27 protein-coding genes and 3 tRNA genes are annotated in these 24,978 nt (G+C 64.5%); 7 read left to right on the top strand and 23 right to left on the bottom strand.

What is annotated here, in order from left to right; genetic code table 11:
- Positions 1-39: 39 nt before the first annotated feature.
- Entirely contained in the window at positions 40-2,568 is a 2,529-nt protein-coding gene (locus D9V28_RS10675) for an ATP-dependent Clp protease ATP-binding subunit (protein ID WP_121659654.1), read from the bottom strand.
- Between the two features lie 197 nt (positions 2,569-2,765).
- Here D9V28_RS10675 and D9V28_RS10670 point away from each other — a divergent pair, with 197 nt between their 5' ends.
- Complete coding sequence (locus D9V28_RS10670; RefSeq protein WP_147440965.1) at positions 2,766-3,731, top strand: hypothetical protein; 966 nt, start codon at positions 2,766-2,768, stop codon at positions 3,729-3,731.
- 68 nt (positions 3,732-3,799) lie between these two features.
- Here D9V28_RS10670 and D9V28_RS10665 read toward each other — a convergent pair whose 3' ends face one another.
- Positions 3,800-4,528 (bottom strand): ZIP family metal transporter, encoded by a 729-nt coding sequence (locus D9V28_RS10665; protein WP_121659652.1) that lies wholly within the window; start codon positions 4,526-4,528, stop codon positions 3,800-3,802.
- Positions 4,529-4,650: 122 nt separating this feature from the next.
- Between D9V28_RS10665 and D9V28_RS10660 the strand changes: the two genes are divergently transcribed.
- Together D9V28_RS10660 and D9V28_RS10655 are read left to right on the top strand one after the other, a co-directional pair.
- A complete protein-coding gene (locus tag D9V28_RS10660) occupies positions 4,651-5,265 on the top strand; it encodes a hypothetical protein (protein ID WP_121659651.1) in 615 nt (204 codons plus the stop codon).
- Positions 5,265-5,489: a helix-turn-helix domain-containing protein gene (locus tag D9V28_RS10655; RefSeq protein WP_121659650.1), complete on the top strand. Its 225-nt coding sequence runs from the start codon at positions 5,265-5,267 to the stop codon at positions 5,487-5,489. Before D9V28_RS10660 ends, D9V28_RS10655 begins: the two co-directional genes overlap by 1 nt.
- Before the next feature lie 11 nt (positions 5,490-5,500).
- Here the strand turns inward: D9V28_RS10655 and cls are convergent, their stop codons facing one another.
- The 21 genes from cls to tilS form a co-directional block, all read right to left on the bottom strand.
- Positions 5,501-6,988 (bottom strand): cardiolipin synthase, encoded by a 1,488-nt coding sequence (gene cls, locus D9V28_RS10650; protein ID WP_371870002.1) that lies wholly within the window; start codon positions 6,986-6,988, stop codon positions 5,501-5,503.
- Between the two features lie 88 nt (positions 6,989-7,076).
- On the bottom strand, positions 7,077-7,280 hold the full coding sequence (locus D9V28_RS10645; RefSeq protein ID WP_121659649.1) for a hypothetical protein: 204 nt from the start codon (positions 7,278-7,280) through the stop codon (positions 7,077-7,079).
- Between the two features lie 49 nt (positions 7,281-7,329).
- A complete protein-coding gene (locus D9V28_RS16120; protein WP_183086494.1) occupies positions 7,330-7,470 on the bottom strand; it encodes a hypothetical protein in 141 nt (46 codons plus the stop codon).
- A complete protein-coding gene (gene lysS, locus D9V28_RS10640; protein ID WP_121659648.1) occupies positions 7,470-8,990 on the bottom strand; it encodes a lysine--tRNA ligase in 1,521 nt (506 codons plus the stop codon). Before lysS ends, D9V28_RS16120 begins: the two co-directional genes overlap by 1 nt.
- Before the next feature lie 64 nt (positions 8,991-9,054).
- Positions 9,055-9,915, bottom strand: a complete 861-nt coding sequence (gene panC, locus D9V28_RS10635; RefSeq protein ID WP_121659647.1) for a pantoate--beta-alanine ligase — start codon at positions 9,913-9,915, stop codon at positions 9,055-9,057.
- Between the two features lie 25 nt (positions 9,916-9,940).
- Positions 9,941-10,669 (bottom strand): DUF2520 domain-containing protein, encoded by a 729-nt coding sequence (locus tag D9V28_RS10630; RefSeq protein WP_121659646.1) that lies wholly within the window; start codon positions 10,667-10,669, stop codon positions 9,941-9,943.
- Positions 10,666-12,336, bottom strand: a complete 1,671-nt coding sequence (locus D9V28_RS10625; RefSeq protein ID WP_121659645.1) for a PH domain-containing protein — start codon at positions 12,334-12,336, stop codon at positions 10,666-10,668. The genes D9V28_RS10630 and D9V28_RS10625 overlap by 4 nt, the downstream gene beginning before the upstream one ends.
- On the bottom strand, positions 12,333-13,004 hold the full coding sequence (locus tag D9V28_RS10620) for a PH domain-containing protein (RefSeq protein ID WP_229727788.1): 672 nt from the start codon (positions 13,002-13,004) through the stop codon (positions 12,333-12,335). Before D9V28_RS10620 ends, D9V28_RS10625 begins: the two co-directional genes overlap by 4 nt.
- Entirely contained in the window at positions 12,967-13,440 is a 474-nt protein-coding gene (locus D9V28_RS10615; protein ID WP_121659643.1) for a DUF3180 domain-containing protein, read from the bottom strand. The genes D9V28_RS10620 and D9V28_RS10615 overlap by 38 nt, the downstream gene beginning before the upstream one ends.
- Entirely contained in the window at positions 13,437-13,985 is a 549-nt protein-coding gene (gene folK, locus D9V28_RS10610) for a 2-amino-4-hydroxy-6-hydroxymethyldihydropteridine diphosphokinase (RefSeq protein ID WP_121659642.1), read from the bottom strand. Before folK ends, D9V28_RS10615 begins: the two co-directional genes overlap by 4 nt.
- Positions 13,982-14,380: a dihydroneopterin aldolase gene (gene folB / locus D9V28_RS10605; RefSeq protein ID WP_121659641.1), complete on the bottom strand. Its 399-nt coding sequence runs from the start codon at positions 14,378-14,380 to the stop codon at positions 13,982-13,984. The genes folK and folB overlap by 4 nt, the downstream gene beginning before the upstream one ends.
- Positions 14,381-14,420: 40 nt before the next feature.
- Entirely contained in the window at positions 14,421-15,023 is a 603-nt protein-coding gene (locus D9V28_RS10600) for an energy-coupling factor transporter transmembrane component T family protein (RefSeq protein ID WP_121659640.1), read from the bottom strand.
- Positions 15,023-15,709: an energy-coupling factor ABC transporter ATP-binding protein gene (locus D9V28_RS10595; protein ID WP_220700485.1), complete on the bottom strand. Its 687-nt coding sequence runs from the start codon at positions 15,707-15,709 to the stop codon at positions 15,023-15,025. Before D9V28_RS10595 ends, D9V28_RS10600 begins: the two co-directional genes overlap by 1 nt.
- Positions 15,706-16,857, bottom strand: a complete 1,152-nt coding sequence (locus tag D9V28_RS10590) for a thiolase family protein (protein ID WP_121659639.1) — start codon at positions 16,855-16,857, stop codon at positions 15,706-15,708. Before D9V28_RS10590 ends, D9V28_RS10595 begins: the two co-directional genes overlap by 4 nt.
- Positions 16,850-18,097 carry a class I adenylate-forming enzyme family protein gene (locus tag D9V28_RS10585; RefSeq protein ID WP_229727790.1) on the bottom strand — a complete coding sequence of 416 codons (1,248 nt, stop codon included), beginning with the start codon at positions 18,095-18,097 and terminating at the stop codon, positions 16,850-16,852. Before D9V28_RS10585 ends, D9V28_RS10590 begins: the two co-directional genes overlap by 8 nt.
- Positions 18,094-18,696 carry a biotin transporter BioY gene (locus D9V28_RS10580; protein WP_121659638.1) on the bottom strand — a complete coding sequence of 201 codons (603 nt, stop codon included), beginning with the start codon at positions 18,694-18,696 and terminating at the stop codon, positions 18,094-18,096. The genes D9V28_RS10585 and D9V28_RS10580 overlap by 4 nt, the downstream gene beginning before the upstream one ends.
- Before the next feature lie 99 nt (positions 18,697-18,795).
- Complete coding sequence (gene folP / locus D9V28_RS10575; RefSeq protein ID WP_308472451.1) at positions 18,796-19,605, bottom strand: dihydropteroate synthase; 810 nt, start codon at positions 19,603-19,605, stop codon at positions 18,796-18,798.
- Positions 19,598-20,191 (bottom strand): GTP cyclohydrolase I FolE, encoded by a 594-nt coding sequence (gene folE / locus D9V28_RS10570; RefSeq protein ID WP_121659637.1) that lies wholly within the window; start codon positions 20,189-20,191, stop codon positions 19,598-19,600. Before folE ends, folP begins: the two co-directional genes overlap by 8 nt.
- Positions 20,192-20,196: 5 nt before the next feature.
- Positions 20,197-22,197 carry an ATP-dependent zinc metalloprotease FtsH gene (gene ftsH, locus D9V28_RS10565; protein ID WP_121659636.1) on the bottom strand — a complete coding sequence of 667 codons (2,001 nt, stop codon included), beginning with the start codon at positions 22,195-22,197 and terminating at the stop codon, positions 20,197-20,199.
- A 141-nt stretch (positions 22,198-22,338) separates the two neighbouring features.
- The gene (gene hpt, locus D9V28_RS10560; protein ID WP_121659635.1) at positions 22,339-22,890 is read right to left on the bottom strand and encodes a hypoxanthine phosphoribosyltransferase; all 552 of its coding nucleotides are present in this window, start codon (positions 22,888-22,890) and stop codon (positions 22,339-22,341) included.
- 4 nt (positions 22,891-22,894) lie between these two features.
- Positions 22,895-23,911, bottom strand: a complete 1,017-nt coding sequence (gene tilS / locus D9V28_RS10555; RefSeq protein ID WP_121659634.1) for a tRNA lysidine(34) synthetase TilS — start codon at positions 23,909-23,911, stop codon at positions 22,895-22,897.
- 44 nt (positions 23,912-23,955) lie between these two features.
- Here tilS and D9V28_RS10550 point away from each other — a divergent pair, with 44 nt between their 5' ends.
- From D9V28_RS10550 to D9V28_RS10535, 4 genes are all read left to right on the top strand, one after another.
- Complete coding sequence (locus D9V28_RS10550; protein ID WP_121659633.1) at positions 23,956-24,450, top strand: inorganic diphosphatase; 495 nt, start codon at positions 23,956-23,958, stop codon at positions 24,448-24,450.
- A gap of 174 nt (positions 24,451-24,624) precedes the next feature.
- Positions 24,625-24,697, top strand: a tRNA-Glu gene (locus D9V28_RS10545).
- A 35-nt stretch (positions 24,698-24,732) separates the two neighbouring features.
- A tRNA-Asp gene (locus D9V28_RS10540) sits at positions 24,733-24,806 on the top strand.
- A gap of 63 nt (positions 24,807-24,869) precedes the next feature.
- Positions 24,870-24,942: transfer RNA gene (locus tag D9V28_RS10535), tRNA-Phe, on the top strand.
- The last annotated feature ends 36 nt before the right edge of the window (positions 24,943-24,978 follow it).

The raw sequence follows: 24,978 nt of genomic DNA, 5'->3' as shown, positions 1-24,978 counted from the left end.
AGGGATTTCTCCCTCGGGCCCTTCGCTGATGCTGGTGGACTAGACGTTACCTGCCGCGAGGTCAGGTGTCGCCGGACCAGTGCCGAGCGAACGGGTCGCGTTCACTCCAGCTCCGACGGTCTCACCGCGGGGCTTGGTGTCGAACACGAACTCTCCACCGGCGAAGTCCACGTGTACGTGGTCTCCGGCGTTGAGCAGTCCGTTGAGAATACGCTCGCTCAGACGGTCCTCGACCTCGTTCTGCATGGCGCGACGCAGCGGACGCGCTCCGAGAGCCGGGTCGAAGCCGACCTCGATGAGACGTTCCTTGGCCGCGAGGGTCAGGTCGATCGTCATGTCGCGGTCGAGCAGTCGTTCACTCAGTCGCTTCGCGAAGAGGTCAACGATCTGCAGGAGCTCAGGCTTCGACAGCTGCGGGAACACGATGGTGTCGTCAACACGGTTGAGGAACTCGGGCTTGAAGTGCTTCTTGAGCTCCTCGGTGACCTTGGCCTTCATGATCTGGTAGGTCGCGACGGTGTCGCCCTCGATCTGGAAACCGACGGGTCCGCCAGCGATGCCCTTCGAACCGAGGTTCGTGGTCATGATGATGACGGTGTTCTTGAAGTCGACAACCCGGCCCTGGCCATCCGTCATCCGACCCTCTTCGAGGATCTGGAGGAGGGAGTTGAAGATGTCGGGGTGCGCCTTCTCGATCTCGTCGAACAGCACAACGCTGAACGGCTTGCGGCGAACGCGCTCGGTGAGCTGACCGCCCTCTTCGAATCCGACGAATCCGGGAGGAGCACCGAACAGTCGGGAGACCGTGTGCTTCTCGCCGTACTCACTCATGTCGAGCGAGATGATGGCGTCTTCGTCGTCGAACAGGAACTCTGCGAGTGCCTTGGCGAGCTCGGTCTTTCCGACACCGGTCGGGCCGGCGAAGATGAACGAGCCTGAGGGGCGCTTCGGGTCCTTGAGTCCGGCGCGGGTGCGACGGATCGTCTTCGACAGTGCCGAGATGGCTTCTTCCTGGCCGATGACGCGCTGGTGCAGCGCCTTCTCCATGAAGACCAGTCGGCTCGACTCTTCTTCGGTGAGCTTGAAGACAGGGATGCCCGTGGCCTGAGCCAGAACTTCAGCGATCAGTCCCTCGTCGACCGTTGCGGTCGTCTTCACGTCACCCGAACGCCACTGCTTCTCGAGACGCAGTCGCTCGCCGAGGAGGTTCTTCTCCTCGTCGCGCAGTGATGCTGCCTTCTCGAAGTCCTGGTCCTCGATCGCCGTCTCCTTGGCTCCGCGAACGACCGAAATCTTCTCGTCGAATTCGCGCAGTTCGGGCGGGCTCGAGAGGATCGAGAGACGCAGGCGTGCGCCGGCCTCGTCGATCAGGTCGATGGCCTTGTCCGGCAGGAACCGGTCGGCGACGTAGCGGTCGGCCAGATTGGCGGCCGCGACGAGAGCACCGTCGGTGATGGACACCTTGTGGTGAGCCTCGTACCGGTCGCGCAGTCCCTTGAGGATATTGATGGTGTGCGGGAGAGACGGCTCGTTGACCTGGATTGGCTGGAACCGGCGCTCGAGCGCTGCGTCCTTCTCGAAGTGCTTGCGGTACTCGTCGAGCGTTGTTGCACCGACGGTCTGCAGTTCGCCACGGGCCAGGAGCGGCTTGAGGATGCTGGCGGCGTCGATCGCGCCTTCAGCGGCCCCAGCACCAACGAGGGTGTGGATCTCATCGATGAAGATGATGATGTCACCGCGGCTGCGGATCTCCTTGGTGACCTTCTTCAGGCGCTCTTCGAAGTCACCGCGGTAGCGGCTTCCGGCGATGAGTGAGCCGAGGTCGAGCGAGTACAGCTGCTTGTCTTTCAGCGTCTCGGGCACATCGCCCTTGACGATCGCCTGCGCGAGTCCCTCGACGACGGCGGTCTTGCCGACGCCCGGCTCACCAATGAGAACCGGGTTGTTCTTCGAGCGACGCGAGAGGATCTGCATGACCCGCTCGATTTCCTTCTCACGGCCGATGACCGGGTCGAGCTTGTTGTCGCGCGCAGCCTGCGTCAGGTTGCGGCCGAACTGGTCGAGGATCTGCGAGCCACCCTGCGCTGTCGTCTCGGTCGTGTTGCCGCCGACCGGTGCAGCCTCTTTGCCCTGGTAGCCCGAGAGCAGCTGGATGACCTGCTGGCGTACGCGGTTGAGGTCGGCTCCGAGCTTGACGAGCACCTGTGCGGCGACGCCTTCGCCCTCACGGATGAGACCGAGCAGGATGTGCTCGGTTCCGATGTAGTTGTGGCCGAGCTGAAGGGCTTCGCGGAGCGACAGCTCAAGCACCTTCTTGGCACGCGGGGTGAACGGGATGTGGCCTGTTGGCTGCTGCTGGCCCTGACCGATGATGTCCTGGACCTGCTCGCGAACCGCGTCAAGCGAGATGCCGAGCGACTCAAGAGCCTTTGCGGCGACACCTTCACCCTCGTGGATGAGACCGAGCAGAATGTGCTCGGTTCCGATGTAGTTGTGGTTGAGCATCTTGGCCTCTTCCTGGGCCAAGACAACGACGCGACGAGCGCGGTCGGTAAATCTCTCAAACATTTTCGCTCCTTGGGTGACCGGGCAGGGATGGGGACACCGTTACAAAGAGCGTAACCACACGAGCTTTGTAATACTCCCTTGTTCGCTGTGCGCGCACCCGCTCACAGGCCTCTCGCGACAAGCGGGTCTTCTCGAGCGGTTGCCCGGCCTGTGGATAACACCGGCGGTCAACTCTCATGTCGTGTCAGTATTCCGACATGAGAACGCCCGACCCGCTCCCGCCGAGCCTCGGGCCCGTCTTCAGCCTTGCCGATGCACGAGCGCTAGGGGTGAAGCGCGGTCGCCTTGAGGGCGAAGATCTAACGGCGCCATTCACCGGCGTTCGGGCAAGATTCGACGACTCTTCCACGACGGATGCCATCCGCCTCGACGACTTCGAGGCCCGCGTTCGGGACGTGCGCACCTTGGCACGTGCTTACGCATTGCGCATGCGCCCAGTCGAGTTCTTCAGCCATCACACCGCCGCCACACTTTGGGGCGCCCCCATCGCGATTCCCACCCCGATCGCCATCGATGTCTGTGTCTTCCGCGGAAACGCGATTCCACGCAGCCGCGGGGTACGTGGACACCGCGCAGACCACCGAACCACAGCGATGACGACGACGAGAGCCGGGATGCGCCTCGCCAGCCCGGCGTCGGTGTGGGCGTCGCTCGGCACCCTGCCGGTTGACGACCTGGTCGTCGTCGGAGACTATTTCTGCCGACGGTGGCGCCACGGCTTCCTCCGTCCGAAAGCCGGTGCTCCTCCGCTGACCACACGCGAAAGACTTGCTGCTGCGCTCGCTGCAAGCCGCCGTGTCGGCGCCGCCCGCCTCCGGGAGGCGCTCGAACTGATCCGCGAGGACTCGTGGTCACCCCGGGAGTCGCTGTGCCGTGTCGTTCTCGTTAGGGCGGGCTTGCCGGAGCCGCTGCTGAACATGGACGTTGATGGGCCGCTCGGCTTTCTGGCCTGTGTTGACATGGTCTACCCGCGATATCGCATCGCCATTGAATACCAGGGGCAGGTACACGGCACCCGATACGCGAAAGACATCGAACGTATTGAAGGCTTGCGCGCTGCAGGGTGGATTGTCATTCAGGTGACGGCGGCACTGTTGAGCCGACCTGAAGAACTGGTTGCTCGCGTCCGAGCAGCGCTCGTGTCTCGCGGCTGGAGACCCTGACGGCCTTCCGGTCGCGCGATTACGTCAAAAGCGCCTCCATTCGACTTAATCGCGCGACCGGAAGTCGCTTAGCCCAGCTGGTGGATGCCAAAACTGACGAAGAAGCCGATGGTGGCGATGAGTCCGGTGATCGCCTTCGCGTCACGGAACGCCTCGGGGATCATGGTGTCGCAGATCATGGCAAGGATGGCGCCAGCCGCGATCGCGGTCACAAAAGCCGTTCCAGCGGGTGGCACGGGCTGCAACAGTACGAAACCGGCGAGCGAAGAGAGCGCACAGGCAAGGGCGATGCCGATCCACAGCGTGAAAACGTACTTCGCGCTCCGTTTGTCGGACTTCAGCTCCGCGGTCGAGGCGAGACCCTCCGGAATGTTCGAGATGATGATCGCCAACAGGACAGGAATGCTGAGCTGACCTCCCGCGACCATGCTGAGACCAAGTACCGCGGTCTCAGGAATTCCGTCGAGGAGGGCGCCGATAGCAATTCCGGTGCCGGTCCCGGGGGACTCTCTCCCGCCTCGGCGATTCCGTGCGTTCACCCGATCGAGGATGACGTTCGCGGCGACGTATACGACAGCCCCCGAAAGGAATCCCGCCATGGCGGGCCAGAAGCCGCCCTGCTCCGCCGCCTCCTCGACCAGGTCGAAGGCCAGCGCCGAGATGAGCACCCCGGAACCAAAGGCCATGATTGCGGCGACGATCGGCTTGGGCACGCGCACGAACCAGGCGATGAGCGCCCCAACGAGCAGCGCTCCCCCGGCGAGTGCGCCGGCTCCGGCGGCCAGCCATGCTTCCATGTCGCCACACTATGCCGCCACGGGCGTCTCGTGCCGCCCGAAACACAGCGCAGTTGACGAACCACCACAGACCCCAGTAGGTTATCGATAATCGTTGTTATCGACTATCGATAGGAAGCACTGTGAGCACCGAGGCATCCGTCCGCCTGACCCGATCCGACCGAGCCGACCTGTGGACCGTCGTCGTTCTCGGCATCATCGTCGCCGTCATCGCAATCGCGCACGCGGTCTCCCGAATTGCGGCGATCGTGCCGAACTCCGACATCGAGGTCCTGGCACCGTTTGTCGACACAACGACTGAGCTTCCCATCGGCCCGAACGGGTCCATGATCGGGGTCGAGGTGGATTCAGCGGTGCTGACGGTGTCGGGGCTGCCCGGCATCGTGATCGTTTCGCTCATCGCGGCTGTAATCGCCCAGTTGCTCATGACATTGGCGATCGTGGCCTGCGGAGCTATTCTCTGCCGGAACCTCATGCTCGGTCGTGCGTTCTCTCGCACCAACACGAGGCTCGTGGTCACCACCTCTGTGGTGCTCGTGGTCGGCACGGCGCTGAGCGGACTCTTCACGATTATGGGAGTGAACGGCGCCTTCGCGACCCTCAGCGAGCGAAGCTACGACAATGTCGTCGCGAGCGGAAATCTGCTGCCATACATCGTGGCCGCGGCACTCGCAGCGGTAGCCCTTGCCTTCAAGGCGGGCGAACGGCTGCAGCGCGAAACCGAAGGTCTCGTCTAGTGGGTGGCGCGGATGACGAGCCCACAGGCATCCGTTGTCGACTTGACGAGCTGCTTGCGGAACGCTCGATGACACTGACCGAGCTGAGTGAGCGGGTCGGGATCAGCATTGTGAACCTTTCGGTTCTGAAGAACGATCGGGCGCGGGCCATTCGTTTCTCGACGCTCGTCGCCATCTGTGACGTGCTCGAGTGTGAGGTCGGCGACGTTCTCGTTCGTGCGTGAAAGCGTGAGCGCTACTGAAGGGCTGAGCTGAGGCGGGCGAGGTTGTCGAGCACCGTCGAGCGCAGCGGCTGCTTCATCCACTCGTCGAGCGTGAGTTCGCGGCTCTTGAGCCGATACTCGTCTTCGACAGCGCGCATGTCGTTCACGAACGATCCCCCGCGCACCATGAGCGACACCTCCAGGTTGAGCCCGAACGAGCGCATGTCCATGTTGCTCGAGCCGATCACTGCAACCTCGTCGTCGATCGTGAAGTGCTTGGCGTGCAGGATGTACGGCGCCGGGTACAGGTAGATCCGCACGCCGGCGCGAAGCAGCGCCTCGTAGTACGAACGCTGTGCGTGATAGACCAGTGCCTGGTCGCCGATCTCCGACACGAAGAGGTCGACCGGGATTCCCCGCTGCACGGCCGTGGTGACGGCGTAGAGCATGGACTCGTCAGGCACAAAGTACGGGCTCGTGATGACTATGCGTTTCTGCGCCGCATAGAGTAGCCCGAGGAAGAGGCGCAGGTTGTTCTCGCCATCGAAGCCCGGGCCGCTCGGCACGATCTGGCAGTCGAGGTCGCCGTCGTGCACATCCGGGTCAACGAGGTCGATCTCGTTCGAGAGCATGTCGCCGGTTTCGCTGTACCAGTCGCTGAAGAAGATGGCCTGGATCGCCCCGACAACCGGACCCTCGACCCGGGTGATGAGTTCCTGCCACTGCAGGCCCCTCCGAATGTTGGCGCGCTTGTTGTACGAACGGTCGATCACGTTCTGCGATCCCATGAATGCGACGCGCCCGTCGATCACGAGGAGCTTGCGGTGGTTGCGCAGGTCCGGTCGCTGGAACTTGCCGCGCCAGGGTTGCAGCGGCAGCATGAGATGCCAGTCGGCGCCGATCTGGTCGAGACGCCGCTTGGTCTTGCCGTACCCCTTCGTGCGCATGTTGGCCACGTGGTCGAGCAGCACGCGCACCTCGACGCCTCGAGCGACGGCGCGCTCCATCGCGTCGAAGAACGGCGCTGTGGTCGAATCGCAGCTAAAGATGTAGAACTCAATGTTGACGTGGTGCTTCGCGCTGTCGATCGCCTCGGTCATCGCGGCGAGCGACCCGTTGTAGTCGCCGAGCAGCGCTGCCTTGTTGCCGCCGAGCAACGGAAGCGCACCGAGGTTGCGGTTGAGCTGCACCAGGGACGAGAACCAGGCTTGCGGGTTCGGCCGCAACTCCTGTTTGGGAAGGTTCTCGGAGGCTATTCGAATGAACTCGTTGATGTCCGCCTGCACCTTGCGCCTGTACCTTGGCAGCTTGGGGTTGCCGATCAGGAGAAAGGCGAGCACTCCCACGTATGGGATCAGGAAGATGGCGAGAAGCCAGGCCATCCCGGCTGTGGGCCGCCGATTGCGCGGAACGACGATGACCGCGATAACCCGAATGACGAAGTCGACCAGGAAGAAGAGGACGATGGTCCAGTCATTCCAGAGCCACTCCCAGAGTCGCGTCCAGGCGTCTGACCACAATGACGCAACGTCCACGAACCGCTCCTGTCATCGGGTGCCGCACCCAGCCTATCCGCCGAAGGCGACGCGGCCGGTCACGCTCCGATGCCTAAGCGTCGAACGACGGGCCATTCGCTGCGCCGGCTGCGGGCGGCAGGCCGAGGCGTGCGCGCTCGGAGGCCTCGATCTTCGCGTATGCCGCACGTTCGTTCCGATCCGAGCGGATGATCGAGCGCATGATGACCCAGAAAGCCACTCCGACAAGAACGGTCGGGGCGAGCGACCAGAGCGCGTTTATCCAGAAGTTGTCCATGACATCGTCAAGAGTACCCCCATTTTCCCGAGCGGATGCTGTGGGCTGGCTAGGTAAGAATGCCCCAGATTCCGCTGGCAAGCAGGTAAACGCCAACCCCTCCGACGATGACCCAGATCGCTATGCGGTTTCCGGACGGCTTTTTGGGATCCTTCGGATCGATCACGTCTTTCGGGAGAAAGTCATTCATTATTTCACCAGGGGGAACAGGATGGTTTCGCGGATTCCGAGTCCGGTGAGAGCCATCAGCAGACGGTCGATGCCCATGCCCATGCCACCGGTCGGCGGCATGCCGTGTTCGAGCGCTCGAAGGAATTCCTCGTCGAGTCGCATGGCCTCGACGTCACCGCCGGCGGCCAGCCGCGCCTGTTCGACGAAACGCTCACGCTGCACAACGGGATCGACCAGCTCGGAGTACCCGGTTGCGAGTTCGAAGCCGCGGATGTACAGGTCCCACTTCTCGACGACGCCGCTCTTCGAGCGGTGGGCACGAACGAGCGGTGAGGTGTCGACCGGGAAGTCCATCACGAACGTCGGAGCGACGAGGCCGCCCTTCACGAAGTGCTCCCACAGTTCCTCGATGTACTTGCCGTGAATGGGGTGCGGCACCACGATGCCCTCACGGTCGGCGAGCGCCTTGAGTTCGTCGAGCGGAGTCTCAGGGGTGATCTTTGTCCCAACAGCCTCGCTGAGGCTCTCGAACATGGAGATGCGCGCCCACGTTCCGCCGAGGTTGTACTCGGTGCCGTCGGCCCAGGTCACGGTGTGTGAACCGGCAACGGCCATCGCCGCGTCCTGAATCAGTGTCTGGGTGAGGTCGGCGATGGAGTTGTAGTCGCCGTACGCCTCGTACGCTTCGAGCATGGCGAACTCCGGGCTGTGCGTGGAGTCGGCTCCTTCGTTGCGGAAGTTGCGGTTGATCTCGAAAACCCGGTCGATGCCGCCGACGACGGCCCGCTTGAGGTACAGCTCGGGCGCGATGCGCAGGAACAGCTCGGTGTCGAAGGCATTCGAGTGCGTCTTGAACGGTCGGGCCGACGCGCCTCCGTGCATGACCTGAAGCATCGGGGTTTCGATCTCGAGGAAGCCACGCTCTGTGAAGGTTGCGCGGAGGCTCGACACGGCCTTCGACCGCTGGATCACGTTCTGGCGGGCCTGCTCACGAGCGATGAGGTCAAGGTAGCGGCTGCGGACGCGGCTTTCTTCGCTGAGTTCGTTGTGCAGGTTGGGCAGCGGCAGGATCGCCTTCGATGCGATCGTCCACTCGTTCACCATGACAGACAGCTCGCCGCGGCGGCTGGAGATCACCTCGCCAGAGACGAAGAGGTGGTCGCCGAGGTCGACAAGTTCCTTCCACTCGGCGAGCGACTCCGCACCAACCTCGGCGAGCGACACCATCGCCTGGATGCGGCTGCCGTCGCCGGACTGCAGGGTGGCGAAGCAGAGTTTCCCAGTGTTGCGGAGGAAAACTATGCGTCCGGCGATGCCGACCGTCTCCCCCGTGGTCTCATCGGCTTCGAGGTGCCCGAACTTCGCGCGAACCTCGGGGATCGTCGTCGTGACCGGAACAGAGACCGGGTATGCCCCGCCTGCAGCATCCGATGCGCTCGCGATGAGGCGCTCGCGCTTGGCCAACCGCACGGCCTTCTGTTCGAAGATCTCTTCAGCGGTGGGTTCGGTGGCCTCTGCAACGGGTGGGGCTTGGGTCATTACGGGACGTCTCCTTTTGGGGTCAGTTCAGTTTACTCGGGCGTGGCGGCATCCCCGGTGTGGTTCAGGAAACGGCGAGAGTGCGGTTGTCAATCAGTCGCGTCGTTCCAACCCGAGCGGCGATCAGCAGCACGGCCTGGCCAACGTGTGTGTCGTCGACAGGAGAAAACGTTTCCGGGTCGACGGCCGCCAGATAGTCGAGGTCGATCGAGGTTTCGCCATCGAGAACCGAGTGCGCAGCGGCCAAAGCTGCATCGACGCCCGAGCTCTGCGAGAACTCCGCAGCGTCGAGCGCCGCTGACAGAACAAGCGCCGAACGTCGCTCACCTTCGGAGAGGAACGCGTTCCGGCTCGAGAGCGCCAGTCCATCGTCTGCACGCACGATAGCGACTCCATGCACCTCGACCGGAACGTTGAGATCCTTCACCATTCGCTTCACCAGGAACAACTGCTGACGATCCTTCTCACCGAATACCGCGACATCCGGCGAGACTATGTGAAAGAGCTTCGAGACGACGGTCAGCATGCCGTCGAAGTGACCAGGACGGGTGCGCCCTTCAAACGTGAACCCCACCTCACCGGCGGTCACCCGTGTACTCGCGTCGCCGTCCGGGTACATCTCGGCGGGTGTTGGTGCGAAAACGAGGTGCACGTCGTGCTCGGCGAGCCGAGCGACGTCCGCATCGAGCGTGCGCGGGTAAGCGGACAGATCCTCGTGGGGGCCGAACTGCAGCGGGTTCACGAAGATCGAGACCACGACGATTTCACCGAGCTTCTTTGCTTCGTCGACGAGACGAAGGTGCCCGTCGTGCAGGGCACCCATGGTCGGGACGAGCACGACCCGCGGCGACGAGATCCCGCGAGCCTCGGCCTCACGGCGGGCGTCGGCGATTCGTGCGCGGATATTCGTAATGCTGTCGGTCACTCCCCGATGCTACCCGGTGGTGCGATTATCGATCGTCGGCGTCGAAGTCGAGAGGCTCGATGGCCTCTGGTCTCGATGTCTCGCGCAGCGCATTGTCGACTGACGAACGCACCAGGGAAGAGAGGAACCCGCCCGGGTGCTCCACGCCGATATCCGAGAGGATGCCTGTCGCCTGCGAAACGATGGATCGTGAGAACGCTGTGGCGATTTCGATTGCCTCGGCGTACGCTGCCCTGTCCTCATCGGCGATGATGACCGGCTCTCCACCCATTTCGACAACGAGCGCCTGGCCGATGGGCTGAACGGGTGCCGGTGCGGTGACCGCAAACCAGGTTTCGTGAAGCCGACCGATGTCGATGCTGGTTCCAGTGAAGTCCATGGCCGGGTGGATGGCCAGGGGAATGGCTCCGAGCGCCTGGGCCGGAGCGAGAACCGCTGTGCCGAATCCGGCAGCGGTGTGCATCACAAGCTGGCCGGGCCGCCAGGTCGAGGTCGCGGCGAGTCCGTCGACGAGAGCCGAAAGTTCGGCGTCTGGAACGGCGAGGATCACCAGTTCGCTGCGCTCGATGATCGCTGGGATCTCGAGGATCGGCACCGAGGGAAGGATCGCTTCTGCCCGGTCGCGGCTCTCCTCGGAGACAGCGCTGATGCCGATAATCGCGTGGCCGGCCCCGGCGAGGGCTGCACCGAGAATCGGACCGACGTGGCCGGCTCCGATGATTCCGATGCCGAGTCGACCGGCTCGCGCGCTCACGCGTCGACCTGCTTCTCTGCCCAGCGGTGGGTTCGATCGGCCGCTGACGCCTCGACGGCCGCCAGAGATACGCGCTCGAACAGGCCGATCGCCTCATCCGATCCGATCGCGGGCAGGTTTGCGCTGATCGGACCGGCGACGGTGTGCGCGCGGGCCGTCGCGAGGCGGAAGCCCCGTTCAAGGGGCCCCTGCGACACGGCGATGCTTTGCATCCGTGCGAGCGGCAGCAGGTCGAGTTTGCGCCAGATGACACCGCGCCGAAACAGCAGAAGTCCGTCGTGAACGGCGTAGCCCGTGCGGCGCCAGGCGAATGGGTTGATCCAGCGGGCGCGACGTGGCGCGAGGGTGAACCCGGACCGCTCCGGCTCGCGGAACGCACTGGTCAGTTCGACCAGTGCCGCGTCGGCAGACACGTTGTCGAGCATCAGCTCGAGCACCTTCGCAACGTCGGTGAGGTTACCAACAGGCAGGATCGTTGTGTTGCCTTTGCCGCTCATCGCGGCCTCGGCGCTCAGCCCGGCCTTGTTGATCTTGACCTGCCACCAGTCGAACGGTCGCCAGATCACCGACTGGTAAATCTCGACAGCGTGGATCCGGCCCGGCGGGAGGGTGTCGTTGCTCGTCGAGAGCAGACCGAACCCGACCCGAACGCCGGCTGGTGTCTTGGCGATGCTGTAGCGCAGGGACTTCATCACCGTAGACGAGTAGTAGCTCACAAAACCGATGACGCTCGGCACAAACCAGAGCAGCGACCAGACCTGACCGTTCACAACGGACACGATCATCACAACGGCAAGCACGATCAAAAAGACGGTCCCCGAGCTGAGCACCGTCGACCCGATGAGCCGGCCGATCGAGATGCGCACGACCGACTCAGGCGGCGCCGCGTTGGGGTCGAGCTCCGGGGCGAGGAACTCGTGAACCCGATCGGTGACGAGCCGGTTGAGCGCGGGGTCGTTCGGTGACTCGATGCCATCCGGTCCGACGGTCGGTCGCGCCGCGATGCCGGCCTCGGCCAGTTTCACTCCGGAGGCAAGGGTCAACACGTCGCGGCGAAGGTCGTCTGCGTCCCTCGAGTACAGGTACTCCAGCTTGACGCTGGCGTCCTGGCCCGCGACGCTCACCTCCATTTTGGCGGCGCCGAAGATGCGTGGCAGAAGCTGCCTGTTGATGCCGACGCCCTGAATCCGGTCGAGCTTCGCCTTGCGGTGAGTGCGGAACAGGATTCCGCTTCGCACTTCGACGGCTTCGTCTGTGACGCGGAAGGTATGCATCCGCCAGGACAGGAAGAAGGTTCCGAGCACGACGATGAGAACGATCAGCAGGCCGAGCAGCAGCGGCCCGACGTAACCGTGTTCCCAGACGTAGGTCAGCGGGTCGTACTCTCCCGAGTCGAATTCGCTCGCCCCTGGCAGGAAGATCTCGACGAGCCGCTCGCGCAGGTTGGCGATGAGAAATCCGATGATGGCGAGCATCGCGATACCCCCGCGAAGCAGCGGGGTCGCCGGGTGCAGCCGGTGCCATTCACCATCGGTAAGCGTTCGCGAGGTGCGCTCGTCGTTTGCCATTTGCGCAAGCCCGCTCGTGGCATCCGGAACCTGGACGTAATCCGAGTTCGGCTGCGCAACATTTGGCGGGGGCTCGGCCTGCCAGCGGTCGTCGCTCACAGCCCTGTCCGTCGGCTTTCGGCCACTGCGACGAGGTGGTCGCGCAACGCTTCCGCCTCCTCGATCGGGAGGCCGGGAAGGAGAATTCCGGTCGACGTCGACGCGGTGACGAATTTGAGTTCGGCGAGGCCGAACGCGCGGGCGACGGGGCCGCGGTTGATGTCGATCAGCTGCATCCTGCCGTATGGAACGGCGACGAGGCGCTGCCACATGATGCCGCGGCGGAAGAGGAGATCGTCGTTTCGCAGTTGATAACCGATTGAACGGATGCGACGTGGCGCGAGCGCAGCCGAGACCAGGTCGATGAGAAGGAGCGGGCCGGCCACCCACCAGACCCACAGCTGGTCGAGGACGAAGTGCAGCACCAGGGCGGCGACCAGAATGACCACAGCAGTGATGAGATAGCCGAGCACGTCGACGATGATGAATTTCGGTGACACCCGCCGCCATTCGACGTCGGTGAGATCGAGGTGGCGCGGTGCGGAGCTCGCGGGGCCGCCACGGTCGTCGAGCTGTTCAGGCCGCGCGGTCGGCTGCTCAACCGGCAACTGCGGAATGAGCGTCGGATCGCTGCGCCCCTCACCCGGTCGCGAAGGGTCGAACGCGGTCGCGTCGTACTCGGTGGCGTGATCAGGAAGTGGGAGGTGCTCCGGGTGCGTCATCGTCATCGTCCTTCGGCAGTGTGCACAGGTGTTCGGCAATAAGACCGGCCGCCATGAGGAGCGCGGCACCAACGCATGAGCCTATCGTCAGCCACATCGAGCCTACCCCCGGCAGCACGGGACGGGTCGTGAAATACAGCAACGCTCCGAGGGTCACACCGATGAGCAATGCGCCGACCCGCGACGAGGCGCGGGCGAGTGCGACGATACGCAGGGCCTGGAACGGGTCGACCTGTGTTCGTGATTTGCCGGTGACCGCGCGCCGGATTGGCAGGGAGAAACCGATGAGAATGGCGCCAACCACCACAAGGGTGAGCGGAAGGCTGATCGGCGGAACAACGAGCGCGTTGCCCATCGCCTCTGACCCGAACTCAATGAGGAAGCCGAGCACGAGGCCGAGCACGCCGAGGCCGATGAGCGGCGTCGCGCGGGTGCGGGTCATGCCGAGGCTCCCGCGGCGCGAAGGGACGCGAGCAGGGCGTCGACCCTGCCGTGCCCTGGGAGCTCGGCATCCGGGTCGACCTCGAGCCACGGCGCGAGCACGAAGTCCCGTTCGGCCGCGCGAGGGTGCGGAATGTCGAGGTCGGGTTCGGCGACGATGCGGGTGCCGAACGTCACGATGTCGATGTCGAGCGTGCGGTCGCCCCAGTGCTCGAGTCGAACCCGGCCGAGGTCGGCCTCGACGGTGTGGATGACGTCGAGCAGGGCTCGCGGGCTCAGGTCGGTTCGCACAAGCGCGACGGCGTTGAGATAGCCGGGCGCCGACGGGTCGGGCCCGCCCGGTTTCACGGCAACCGATGCCGCGAATGCCGACACCGCGGTGATTCGCACCCCGGCAGCGGTAAGGGCTTCGAGCCCGGCGGCCAGCGTCGCTTCGCGGTCGCCGAGGTTGCTGCCGAGAGCGAGCACAACAGCTGTGTCATGACCGGGCAACTGCGAGGCCCGGCGCACCGGCGGGTGGATCGACGGCTTGGGGATCGGCGTCATGATGCGGCCTCGCTCCGGGCCTTCCGGTCGGCGGCTGTCCTCACGATGGTGACGGCAACATCGCCGAACGGGACAGGGATGGGCGCGTCTGGTTTGTGCACGGTCACCCGCACGTCCTGAGCGGCCGGGTACGACAGCACCAGGGCGGCGATGCGTTCGGCGACGGTCTCAATCAGGTCGACCGGGTCGGACGCAACGGCAGCGGCGACACGTTCGGCCAGTTCGCCGTAGTGGATGGTCGTCGTCACGTCATCGCTTTCGGCGGCTCTGCGGAGGTCGATGCCGACCGTCAGGTCGATCACGAAGTCCTGGCCGTTCTCGCGTTCGAAGTCGTAAACACCGTGGTGAGCGCGCACGCGCAGGCCGGTGAGGGTGAGAGAGTCGCCGAGGGTCACGCTCCAACTCTAACGGCGGTTCCAACGCCGGCGCGTTAGTTCAGTCGGCGCCCCTGGCGATGAGGGCGTCGGCCAGGTCGTCGGAGTGCCGCAGCGAGAGAACGAGCAGCGGAACCACGAACGCCCGGATACTGACCCGCCCGCCCCGGGACCGCTGGGCGTCGCGCAACTGCTGTGCGAACCCGGCGATCACCGGAACGGTGCGGATGGACAGGGCAAGAACGAGGCTGATCCGTTGCGGGTTGATTCCGGCGAACCGCAACGGTGACAGCGCGACCTCGAAAGCATCGAGAAGAGCAGACGTGCGTGTGGTGAGCGTGACCAGCCCGGCGAGCACGATCACCAGCGTCATCCGGGTGACGTTGGCCAGGGCGACATCGAGCGGCAGGAAGAGCAGCCCGGTGACCGTGACCAGGAGTATCAGCCACCGAATCATCAGGATTTGCCGCGCGAGTTCGCGAAAGCCAAGCCCGGCCAGCAGGTACAGCGTGACAACGAGAACCGACAGCCCACCGAGCAGCCAGATCGATGGCGGCGGCACCGATGCCGCAAGCGCCAGCACAAACAGGCTGATCAGTTTGACGCCTGCGCCCGCCCGGTGCAGAACGCTCGACCCCGGCCGGTAGAGACCGAGAGGCTGCATCAGGCGAACTCGCGTTCGTATCGACCGACCACATCAACCGGGTCGCCCTGCTCAACGAGCCTTCCGCCGTCGAACCGCAGAGCGATATCGCATCGCTCGGCGAGCCGGAGGTTGTGGGTGACGAGAACAATCTGTTGCTCGAGGGCCGAGAACAGGTCGGCGATCCGGCGGGTGTTTGCCGCGTCGAGCAGTGTCGTCGGCTCGTCGGCGACGAGAAGGTCAGGTTCGCCCACAAGCACCGAGCAGAGGGCCAGAAGTTGTTTTTGCCCGCCGGAGAGGGTGTGGGCAGGCGCATCGGCGTGGTCGCCCAACCCGTTTTGGGCGAGAACGGATGCCACGCGGCCCGCGATTTCGGACTTGGACAGTCCACGCCCCCTCAGCGAGAAGGCCACGTCCTCAGCGACCGTCGGCATGACGATCTGCGCGTCCGGGTTGGTGAAGACGAAACCGACGTGGCGACGGAGTTGCTTGCCCTGCCGAACGGGGTCGAGGCCGTGCACACTGAGGCTGCCTGACGTCGGTGCTTCGAGCCCGTTGAGCAGCCGGGCGAAGGTGGATTTGCCCGACCCGTTTGCCCCGATCACGGCGATGCGGTGGGCGTCGAGCCGCGTGCTGACGTTCTCAAGCGCGAGTCGGTTGCCGTAGTCGACCGACACCCCGTTCAGCACGATTTCGCGGGTACTCACCGCACCACCCGAAAGAGTGCTGCGACGCCCATGCCGCCGCCGATCGCTGCTGTCGCCAGCCCGAGGGTGCCTGCGGGACGACCTGAACGCACCAGGCGCGAGAAGAGCCGCACCACGCTGACCGCGCCGCTTGCACCCCAGGGGTGCCCGAGGGCGAGTGCTCCGCCGTCCGCGCACACCCGGTCATCCACGGTGTTCGCCGACGCTAGGCCGATCTCCCAGAGCACAGCGAGTGCCTGCGCGGCGAAGGCCTCAACGATCTCGACAGCCTCGATATCGTCGAGGCGGACTCCGGTTTGTTCGAGCAGGGACTCAATGGCGAACGCGGGACCGAGCCCAGGTGTCGCCGGGTCACAGCCGACGGTGGCACTGCCGATCAGCGCGAGCCCCGGCGCGCTTCCGCGGTCGGCATCCGGAACGAGTGCGACGGTTGCCGCACCGTCGCTGACGCGGCACGAGTTGCCTGCGGTGACCGTTCCGCTGGTGTCTGTCGCAAAGACCGGCGCAAACCGCGCGAGCATCGCCCTGCTCATCGGGCGTGGGCCGTCATCGGTGGTGACATCGCCGATCGTCACGAGTTCGTTGATGAACCGGCCGGAGTTCCGAGCGTCGACCGCCCGATCGTGACTGCGGAGGGCGTAGGCATCCTGCTGGTCACGTGAGATCCTCCGCGTGCCCGCGAGGGCTTCGGCCGCAGGCCCCATATCCGGGTCGGGGAACCCCTCTGGCGCGAACGCGGCACGAGCGTATGCCGTGTTCTTCGCAATACGGGTCGGCGCGGTCGACGCGCTCTCAGCACCTCCGGCGAGCCGCATTGATCGACTGCCAGCCGCAATCTGCTCGGCCGCAACCAGCACTGCTGCCAGGCCCGAGCCGCACTGGCGGTCCACCGTCATTCCGGGAACCGTCACGTCTATCCCTGCGGCGAGGGATGCAACCCTGGCGGTGTTGCCGCCGGGGCCCATGCAGTTGCCCAGGACCACGTCGCCGATTGCTGGCTGGTTGCCGAGCGCCAGCTGCGCGTCGGTCAGCGTCGCGCAGAGGCTCGACGCCGCCAGGGAGTCGACGGAGAACGCCGCCAGACGCTGGCCGACCGTCGCTATCGGTGTTCGCCGCGCGGCGATGACGGTGGCGACGCTGTTACGCAAGTCGGAGCATCCGCTCGGCGAGTGCGTCGCGCGCGATAACCGCGCGTGCAGGTTTGCCGCTCGACGTCAGCGGAAGTTTGGGTGCGAGGTACCAGCGCCGAGGGATCTGGGCGACACCCAGGCGGTCGCGGCAGGCAGCGCGCAGTGCGGCCGACGTCGGCGGGGTGCTGGCATCTTCCGGCTCAATCACGGCACAGACCAGCGAACCGAGCCGGGGGTGGGGTGCGCCGAAGACGACGGAATTCTTCACTCCATCGAGTGTACGCAACACGGCCTCGACGTCTTCGGGAACAACGGTGGCCGCTGCTGTCAGGATCGCTCCGTCGCGTCGGCCCTGGAGGGTGAGGATGCCGTCGACGCTGAGGGTCGCTGAGTCACCGACCGAGGACCACCCGTTCGCGTCGGTGCGGAACGACCCGGTTTCGCCAGGGAGATAGCCAAGCGCCGCGTATGGCGACCGACTCCAGAGTTCACCATCGACAACCCGCAGCTCGACTCCGTCGAATGCGCGCAGACCGTGACCGGCTTCGTCGACGGCCACAAACGACAACTCGGCTGCGCCGTAGTAGCTGACCACGCGAATGCCAGCCTTCTCTGCCCTCGAGCGCAGGGTCGCGTCGAGGTGCGCTCCGCCGATCAGCGCCAGTCGGAGGTGCGTGCGCGCGCCGGCGTCGATGCGGTCGAGGATGCTTCCCAGTGCGCCCGGGGTTCCGTGCAGGGCGGTGGCTGGTTCGCACTCGGCGGCGGACACCGCTGAGTTGGCGGGAAGCATCACCGTCGCACCAGCGTCGAGCACGTGTGCGATCGAGAACATCGACAGGGACGACACGAGGGGAGACGGCAGGAGCACGACGTCGTTTGGGGTGAGGGCCATCAGGCGGGTGAGTGCTGGGAACGATGTCGACCACGAGCGAGCGTCGCGCACAATGACGCGCGGTGACCCTGTGCTGCCCGAACTGAACGTCGCCCACGCGGCGCCTGGGGGGAGCTCGGCGTCGTTGACCGACCGGGCCAGCTCGGCCCAGTGCCCCTCGCTCCAGCGGATGTCGCCAATGGCAGGCACTCCGCCCCGCTCTCGAACGGCAAGCGCTGCGACCACGAGTTCGATCGGATCAACCGACCGCAGCGGGACGAGCTGGCCGTCGACGATGTTGCCCGGCCAGGATGCAACTCGTTCGCGAAGGTCGCCGTAGGTCAGCCGGGCATTCCCGACGACGAGCGCGACCGCGTCGGAGTTCACGGCAACGGTGCGAACTCTGCTGCTCGGGGTTTCCTCGAGAAACTGAACGCCCGGGGGTACGCGCGCCACACCGCCATCACCAAACCTGTCGAGAGGGCGACCTTGACCAGGTCCCCCGGCAGGAACGCCGTGCTGGCGATCGCGGTGACCGAGAGCGGAATTCCGGTCACGAGGGCCTGAAGCGGGATGCCGAAGAGGTAGACGGTGAGCACTCCCCCGACGAACGACCCGACAGCGACGCGTAACCACGTCGGCTTCGTTGCGCCGGCGTGCACGATCAGCCCGGTCACCGCTGCGCCGAAGGCGAAACCGATGAGGTATCCGACCGAGGCGCCGAAGAACACGCCGATACCGCCGCGTCCGCCCGACAGAAGCGGCAGGCCAGCAGCAACAAGCAACAGGAGCGCGAGCACCGAGGCGGCACCTCGCCACCAGCCGAGGATCGCGCCGGCGAGCATCACCCCGAGTGTTTGCAGGGTGATGGGAACGGCGTTGCCGAACAGCGGAATCGCGCCGGGAAGCCCGAGTACAGCGATGATGGCCGTGAAGGTCGCGATACGCGTCAGATCACGAAGGGACGTGTTGTTCTCGGGAGTCACATTCCCAGAGTGCCATCAAGTGGCGACGCGCGCGCTGCTGACCGTCCAATGTGTCGGGGCCGACTTTGTGGACCTCATCCAAAAAGTCCGGCAAGGCGGTCAGACCAAACGACGTCGAGCGGCGAGAGCGATGGTTGTGGCCGGCACATTGTGCACGCGCACTCCCCACAGCCCCGAGTCCGCAAGCAGCGCACTGACGACGGCTGTCGGCAGGTCCCGGTCCGTCATCGGAGCACCGTCGGGAAGCAGCGCGCCGATGAAACGCTTGCGTGAGGCGCCGACGAGCACGGGGAGGCCGATCGACTGCAGTTCCGAGATCCGGGCGAGGATCTCCCAGTTCTGCTCGGCCGTCTTGGCGAAGCCGAGACCCGGGTCGAGAATGATGTTTTCCCGATTCACTCCCCCGGCCTCGAGCGCCGCGAGCCGGTCGACCAGCTCGGCGCGCACGTCGGTCACGACGTCGTCGTAGTGTGCTCGCGAGTTCATGTCGATGCTGTGCCCACGCCAGTGGCTGAGGATGTACGGAGCACCCGTCGCCGCCGCGACCGCGATCATCCCGGGGTCAGCGAGCCCACCAGACACATCGTTGATGAATTCGGCACCGGCGTCGACGGTTGCCCGAGCCGTCTCAGCGTTCATGGTGTCAACAGAGACGCGGATGCCATCGGCTGAGAGAGCGCGGACCACCGGAAGGATGCGACGCAACTCCTCTGCCGCTCCGATCCGTTCGGCTCCCGGGCGGGTCGACTCCCCACCAACGTCGACGATGTCAGCTCCGTCCGCGACGAGTCGCCGACCGTGGAAGATGGCTGAGTTGTGGTCGAGAAAATGGCCACCGTCACTGAACGAGTCCGGAGTGACGTTGAGGATGCCCATCACCAGCATGGGGTCGCCAGCGGCTTCAGGCACGCGAGTCGTCCGTGGTGCTCGATCCGATCATCGCGAAGATCTCTGCGCGACGTGCCGGTTCGGTCAGTTCTCCGCGACTGGCGACAGTCACGGTCGAAGAGGCGGCCTGGCGGGGGCCACGTGCGGTGACGCACCCGTGCACCGCGTCGAGCACGACCAGAACACCGCGAGCCCTGAGCCCCTGCTCGAGAGCATCAGCGATTTGTTCGGTCAGGCGCTCCTGCAGCTGTGGTCTGGACGCGAGCGTGTTCACGACGAGCGGGAGCCTGCCGAGTCCGACGACGCGGTCGCTCGGCAGATAGGCCACATGGGCGGTGCCGAGGAACGGCAGCAGGTGGTGTTCGCAGATCGACCGGAAGGCGATGTCGCGCAACAGCACGACTTCACCGTTTCCGGCATCACCGACCGGCACCGATTCACGCAGGTGTTCGAGCGGGTTCTCGTCGAGTCCGGCGAAGAACTCGGCGTATGCCTCGGCGACCCGCGCCGGGGTTCGTGCGAGCCCTTCACGAGACGAATCCTCGCCGATCGCCGCGAGCAGCTCGACGACGGCAGCCTCGATGCGAGGCTTGTCGACCCCCGCCATCGTCGCTACGCCGTTGCCGGGCGCGGTTCGGACTGAGGCAGAGGAGGCATGCTGGTCTCGCTCTGAACGCCACCGTCGGTCACACCGGGATTGATGGGAGCCTTGGCGATCGGAACTGCGATCGGCGGGCGCTCGGAGATCGGACGGTTGGTCGACGACAGCCACTGCGGGCGCGGGGGAAGCTTCTGAATGTCCTTGAAGATCTCGGCCAACTGGTTGTGGTCGAGCGTTTCCTTCTCCAGGAGTTCGGAGGCGAGCCGGTCGAGGATGTCCCGGTTGTCATTGAGAACCTGCCACGCTTCGTCGTGCGCCTGCTCGATGAGCACGCGCACCTCGGCGTCGACGGTTTCGGCGATCTGCTCCGAGTAGTCACGCTGGTGACCCATGTCGCGGCCGAGGAACACCTCGCCGCTTGACTGGCCAAGCTTGATGGCTCCGACGTTCGAGCTCATCCCGTATTCGGTGACCATCTTGCGGGCGATCCCTGTCGCCTTCTCGATGTCGTTCGACGCACCGGTTGTCGGGTCGTGGAACACCATCTCTTCGGCTACGCGACCGCCCATGGCGTAGGTCAGCTGGTCGAGCAGCTCGTTGCGGGTGACCGAGTACTTGTCCTCCAGCGGAAGGACCATCGTGTAACCGAGGGCGCGGCCGCGCGGAAGAATCGTCACCTTGGTCACGGGGTCTGTGTTGCGCATCGCCGCTGCGGCGAGAGCGTGTCCACCCTCGTGGTACGCGGTGATGAGCTTCTCCTGGTCGCGCATCACCCGGCTGCGGCGCTGTGGGCCAGCCATGACACGGTCGACGGCTTCGTCGAGAGCGCGGTTGTCGATGATCTGCGCGTTCGAGCGAGCGGTGAGCAGTGCTGCCTCGTTGAGGACGTTGGCCAGGTCGGCACCGGTGAACCCAGGAGTCTTGCGAGCGAGGACCTCAAGGTCGACGTTCTCCGACATGGGCTTGCCCTTGGAGTGCACCTCGAGGATCTTGTTGCGGCCCTTGAGGTCGGGTGCGTCCACACCGATCTGGCGGTCGAAACGACCCGGACGGAGAAGAGCGGGGTCCAGGATGTCCGGGCGGTTCGTCGCGGCGATCATGATGACGTTCGCCTTGGGGTCGAAGCCGTCCATTTCGACGAGCAACTGGTTGAGCGTCTGCTCACGCTCGTCGTGTCCTCCACCCATGCCTGCACCGCGGTGGCGGCCGACAGCGTCGATCTCGTCGACGAAGATGATGGCCGGAGCGTTCTCCTTGGCCTGCTGGAACAGGTCGCGGACGCGGCTCGCACCGACACCCACGAACATTTCGACGAAGTCGGATCCGGAGATCGAGTAGAACGGCACGCCGGCTTCACCGGCGACAGCGCGGGCGAGCAGGGTCTTACCCGTTCCGGGAGGGCCGTACAGCAGCACACCCTTCGGAATGCGAGCACCGACCGCCTGGAAGCGCGCTGGCTCCTTGAGGAAGTCCTTGATCTCTTCGAGCTCTTCGATGGCTTCGTCGCTGCCAGCGACGTCTTCAAAGGTGACCTTCGGCGATTCCTTGGAGACCAGCTTGGCCTTCGATTTGCCGAACTGCATGACCTTCGAGCCGCCGCCCTGCATGCTCGACAGCATGATCCAGAAGAACACACCGATCAGAAGCAGTGGGAGGAGCAGGCCGAGTGCCGAGAGCCACCAGCTGGGCTGCGGAACCTTGTCGTTGAATCCGTCAGAGGGAGTTGCCTCATCGACAGCGGCAACGACATCATCTGCACGAGCGGTGATGTAGTAGAACTGCACCATCGTGCCGTTCTCGCCATCGGCCTTCTCAAGCGTCAGGTCGGCACGGTTGTCACCTTCGGTGAGCGTAGCTTCAGCGACCTTGCCGTCCTGCAGAAGTTCAAGCCCGTGCTCCGTGGTCACCTCTTTGTAACCGTTGATGTTGAGCAGGCTGGAGCCGACGAAAAAGACGATGACCGCGATGAGGATGTACGGCAGAGGGCCTTTGAAGATGCGCTTGAAATTCATAGTGCGGATGAGCGAATGCCCAACACCTTTCTGAAGGTTCGTCCGAGACGCCTCGCGACTCGTGGCCTCAAGGTTATCGCCAGAAAGCTGGGCGGCGCCTCTATGTTCGCCGCAAGGAGAAACGTCGGCGTTTGCGGGAGGTTACGAGTAAACGTGCGGTGCGAGAACTGCGACGTCGCGGAGGTTGCGGTAACGCTCGTCGAAGTCGAGTCCGTAGCCGACCACGAAGTCGGTGGGGATGTCGAAGCCAACGTACTTGCAGTCGATCTGAACCTTGGCGGCCTCCGGCTTGCGAAGGAGCGCACAAACCTCGATGGATGCCGCTCCGCGGGAGGCGAAGTTCTCGAGCAGCCACGACAGCGTCAGACCGGAGTCAATGATGTCTTCGACGATGAGAACGTGGCGACCGGTGAGGTCGGAGTCGAGGTCCTTGCGAATCTGCACCACACCGCTCGACTTCGTACCAGCACCATAGGACGAGACAGCCATCCAGTCGATGGAGACGTGCTTCTTCATCGCACGGGACAGGTCGGCCATCACCATGACCGCGCCCTTGAGCACACCGACGAGGAGAAGATCCTTGCCTTCATAATCGGAGTCGATCTGAGCGGCGAGCTCGTCGAGCTTGTCGTGAATCTGCTTCTCGGTGACGAGAATGTCCGTGAGGTCGCCTGCAATATCGCTCGATTCCATGGATTTATCCTACCTCCGGCGCCCGGGCCGAAAATTCGAGCAGCCCGCCGTTCCTGCGGACCGAGATGCCGGGAACATCGATCGGACCCTGCCCGCGCCAGTCGGTCACCAGCGCGGCGATCGCGATCGTGTGCATCCTGGACAGTGACTGGCCGAATTCGCTGAGGGCGACCATCCGGATGATCCGGTTCCGGAGCGCGGCAGGGTTCGCTGCGAGGGCAGAAATCGAGACGGCGATTCCCGCTTCGGCCGGCTCGCAAATTTCCTCGATGAACTCGTCGATCATGGAGTCGAACGCTTCGGTGTCCTCGCGAAGCTGTTCCGCGGTGCGAGCGAGCGCTTCGGCAATGCCTGGACCAAGCTCGCGTTCGAGGACGGGCAGCACCTTCTCGCGCACCCTCACCCGGGTGAATGCCTGGTCAGTGTTGTGCGGGTCGATCCACGGCTCGAGCCCCTCTGCCGCGCATGCGGCGTGGGTACTTTCCCTGCGCACCCCGAGAAGCGGGCGCAGGTACCGCCCGCTCACCGGCGCCATACCCATGAGACTTCCCGATCCTGACCCACGCGCGAGCCCGAGCAGAACCGTTTCGGCCTGGTCGTCGAGAGTGTGGCCGAGAAGAAGAGCGGATGCTCCGGTGCCGGCAAGCGCGGATTCGAACGCTTCGTATCGCGCGGTTCGGGCGGCCGCCTCTGGCCCGCCAGCGTCGGCGACCTGCACCCGCGTTTCGATCACCGGGTTCAAGCCGAGAGCTCGCGCCTGGTTCGCCGCGTGAGACGCGACATCCGCTGATCGTTCCTGAAGACCGTGGTCGACGATCACAGCACCGGCGGAAATCCCCTGCTTGACTGCCTCGAATGCGGTGGCCGCCGCGAGGGCGAGCGAGTCCGGGCCACCGCTCAGCGCGACGAGCACAGTTTCGCCCTCGTTCACGTTGCCGGAGAGCGACTGGCGCACCGCGAGGCGCACCTCGGCGACCGCTTTGTCGAGCGGGGGGCGTCGGAGGTTACTGTTTGTGGGCATCAAGTAACGTTATTCCAGACTTTCACATGGAGGAGAACACACTTATGGCCGAATATGACGTCGTCGTAGAAATCCCCAAGGGCAGCCGCAACAAGTACGAGGTCGACCACGAAACCGGTCGCGTCTACCTTGACCGCGTTCTGTTCACCGCTTTCACCTACCCGGTCGACTACGGCTACTTCGAGAACACCCTCGGCCTCGACGGCGACCCCGTCGACGCTCTCGTGTTGCTCGAGTACCCGGTCTTCCCCGGTGTCGGCATCAAGGTGCGCCCCGTTGGCGTGCTCAACATGAGCGACGAGGCCGGTTCGGACGCGAAGGTTGTCTGCGTTCAGTACAAGGACCCGCGCTGGGCTCACATCCAGGACATCACCGATGTTCCTGAGCAGACCCGCAACGAGCTCGAGCACTTCTTCGCCCGTTACAAGGACCTCGAACCCAACAAGTGGGTCAAGATCGAGGGCTGGGGCGACGCGAAGGAAGCGGAAGCGATCGTCGAGGCTGGAATCGTGAAGCTCCGCGAAGAAGGCGGCCACTAGGCATCCGTTTTTCTGATTGAAAACCCCGCGTCCAAATCTTTGGACGCGGGGTTTCGTCACTTCGGCCCCGGAATTCCGCGGTTTTTGACGCGGGCACGCTCTCGTTTTGCAAAAACCTATCCGAGCACCGTATGCTTACTTCTCGGTAGTTAGAGAGCCCCTCAAAGGCTCGCCGGCCCCATCGTTTAGTGGCCTAGGACGCCGCCCTTTCACGGCGGTAGCACGGGTTCGAATCCCGTTGGGGTCACATAACTACTACACTGAATAAAACTGAATAAGTAAGGCCCTGTAGCGCAGTTGGTTAGCGTGCCGCCCTGTCACGGCGGAGGTCGCGGGTTCAAGTCCCGTCAGGGTCGCTGAAGTGAAGAGCCCTTCCGAAAGGAAGGGTTTTTCACCTTCCAGCGGCATTCTCGCCGTTCGGCTCTGTAGCTCAGTTGGTAGAGCGCACGACTGAAAATCGTGAGGTCACGGGATCGACGCCCGTCGGAGCCACTGAAATCCTCGTAAGGCTTCTACTTGCGGGGATTT

This window comes from Mycetocola zhadangensis (genome assembly GCF_003668565.1).
Taxonomy (GTDB): Bacteria; Actinomycetota; Actinomycetes; order Actinomycetales; family Microbacteriaceae; genus Mycetocola_A; species Mycetocola_A zhadangensis.
Note: the sequence above shows the minus strand (reverse complement) of the source record. Positions and strands in the feature narration are given on the sequence as shown.

What these genes read in the sequence shown, in the direction of transcription:
- hpt (WP_121659635.1), bottom strand. Translation starts at nt 22,890, where the DNA reads ATGGAATCGAGCGATATTGCAGGCGACCTCACGGACATTCTCGTCACC.
- D9V28_RS10670 (WP_147440965.1), top strand. Translation starts at nt 2,766, where the DNA reads ATGAGAACGCCCGACCCGCTCCCGCCGAGCCTCGGGCCCGTCTTCAGC.
- D9V28_RS10620 (WP_229727788.1), bottom strand. Translation starts at nt 13,004, where the DNA reads ATGACGATGACGCACCCGGAGCACCTCCCACTTCCTGATCACGCCACC.
- lysS (WP_121659648.1), bottom strand. Translation starts at nt 8,990, where the DNA reads ATGACCCAAGCCCCACCCGTTGCAGAGGCCACCGAACCCACCGCTGAA.
- ftsH (WP_121659636.1), bottom strand. Translation starts at nt 22,197, where the DNA reads ATGAATTTCAAGCGCATCTTCAAAGGCCCTCTGCCGTACATCCTCATC.
- D9V28_RS10550 (WP_121659633.1), top strand. Translation starts at nt 23,956, where the DNA reads ATGGCCGAATATGACGTCGTCGTAGAAATCCCCAAGGGCAGCCGCAAC.
- D9V28_RS10675 (WP_121659654.1), bottom strand. Translation starts at nt 2,568, where the DNA reads ATGTTTGAGAGATTTACCGACCGCGCTCGTCGCGTCGTTGTCTTGGCC.
- folE (WP_121659637.1), bottom strand. Translation starts at nt 20,191, where the DNA reads ATGGCGGGGGTCGACAAGCCTCGCATCGAGGCTGCCGTCGTCGAGCTG.
- D9V28_RS10615 (WP_121659643.1), bottom strand. Translation starts at nt 13,440, where the DNA reads ATGACCCGCACCCGCGCGACGCCGCTCATCGGCCTCGGCGTGCTCGGC.
- D9V28_RS10600 (WP_121659640.1), bottom strand. Translation starts at nt 15,023, where the DNA reads ATGCAGCCTCTCGGTCTCTACCGGCCGGGGTCGAGCGTTCTGCACCGG.
- D9V28_RS10645 (WP_121659649.1), bottom strand. Translation starts at nt 7,280, where the DNA reads ATGGACAACTTCTGGATAAACGCGCTCTGGTCGCTCGCCCCGACCGTT.
- folK (WP_121659642.1), bottom strand. Translation starts at nt 13,985, where the DNA reads ATGACGCCGATCCCCAAGCCGTCGATCCACCCGCCGGTGCGCCGGGCC.
- D9V28_RS16120 (WP_183086494.1), bottom strand. Translation starts at nt 7,470, where the DNA reads ATGAATGACTTTCTCCCGAAAGACGTGATCGATCCGAAGGATCCCAAA.
- D9V28_RS10665 (WP_121659652.1), bottom strand. Translation starts at nt 4,528, where the DNA reads ATGGAAGCATGGCTGGCCGCCGGAGCCGGCGCACTCGCCGGGGGAGCG.
- tilS (WP_121659634.1), bottom strand. Translation starts at nt 23,911, where the DNA reads ATGCCCACAAACAGTAACCTCCGACGCCCCCCGCTCGACAAAGCGGTC.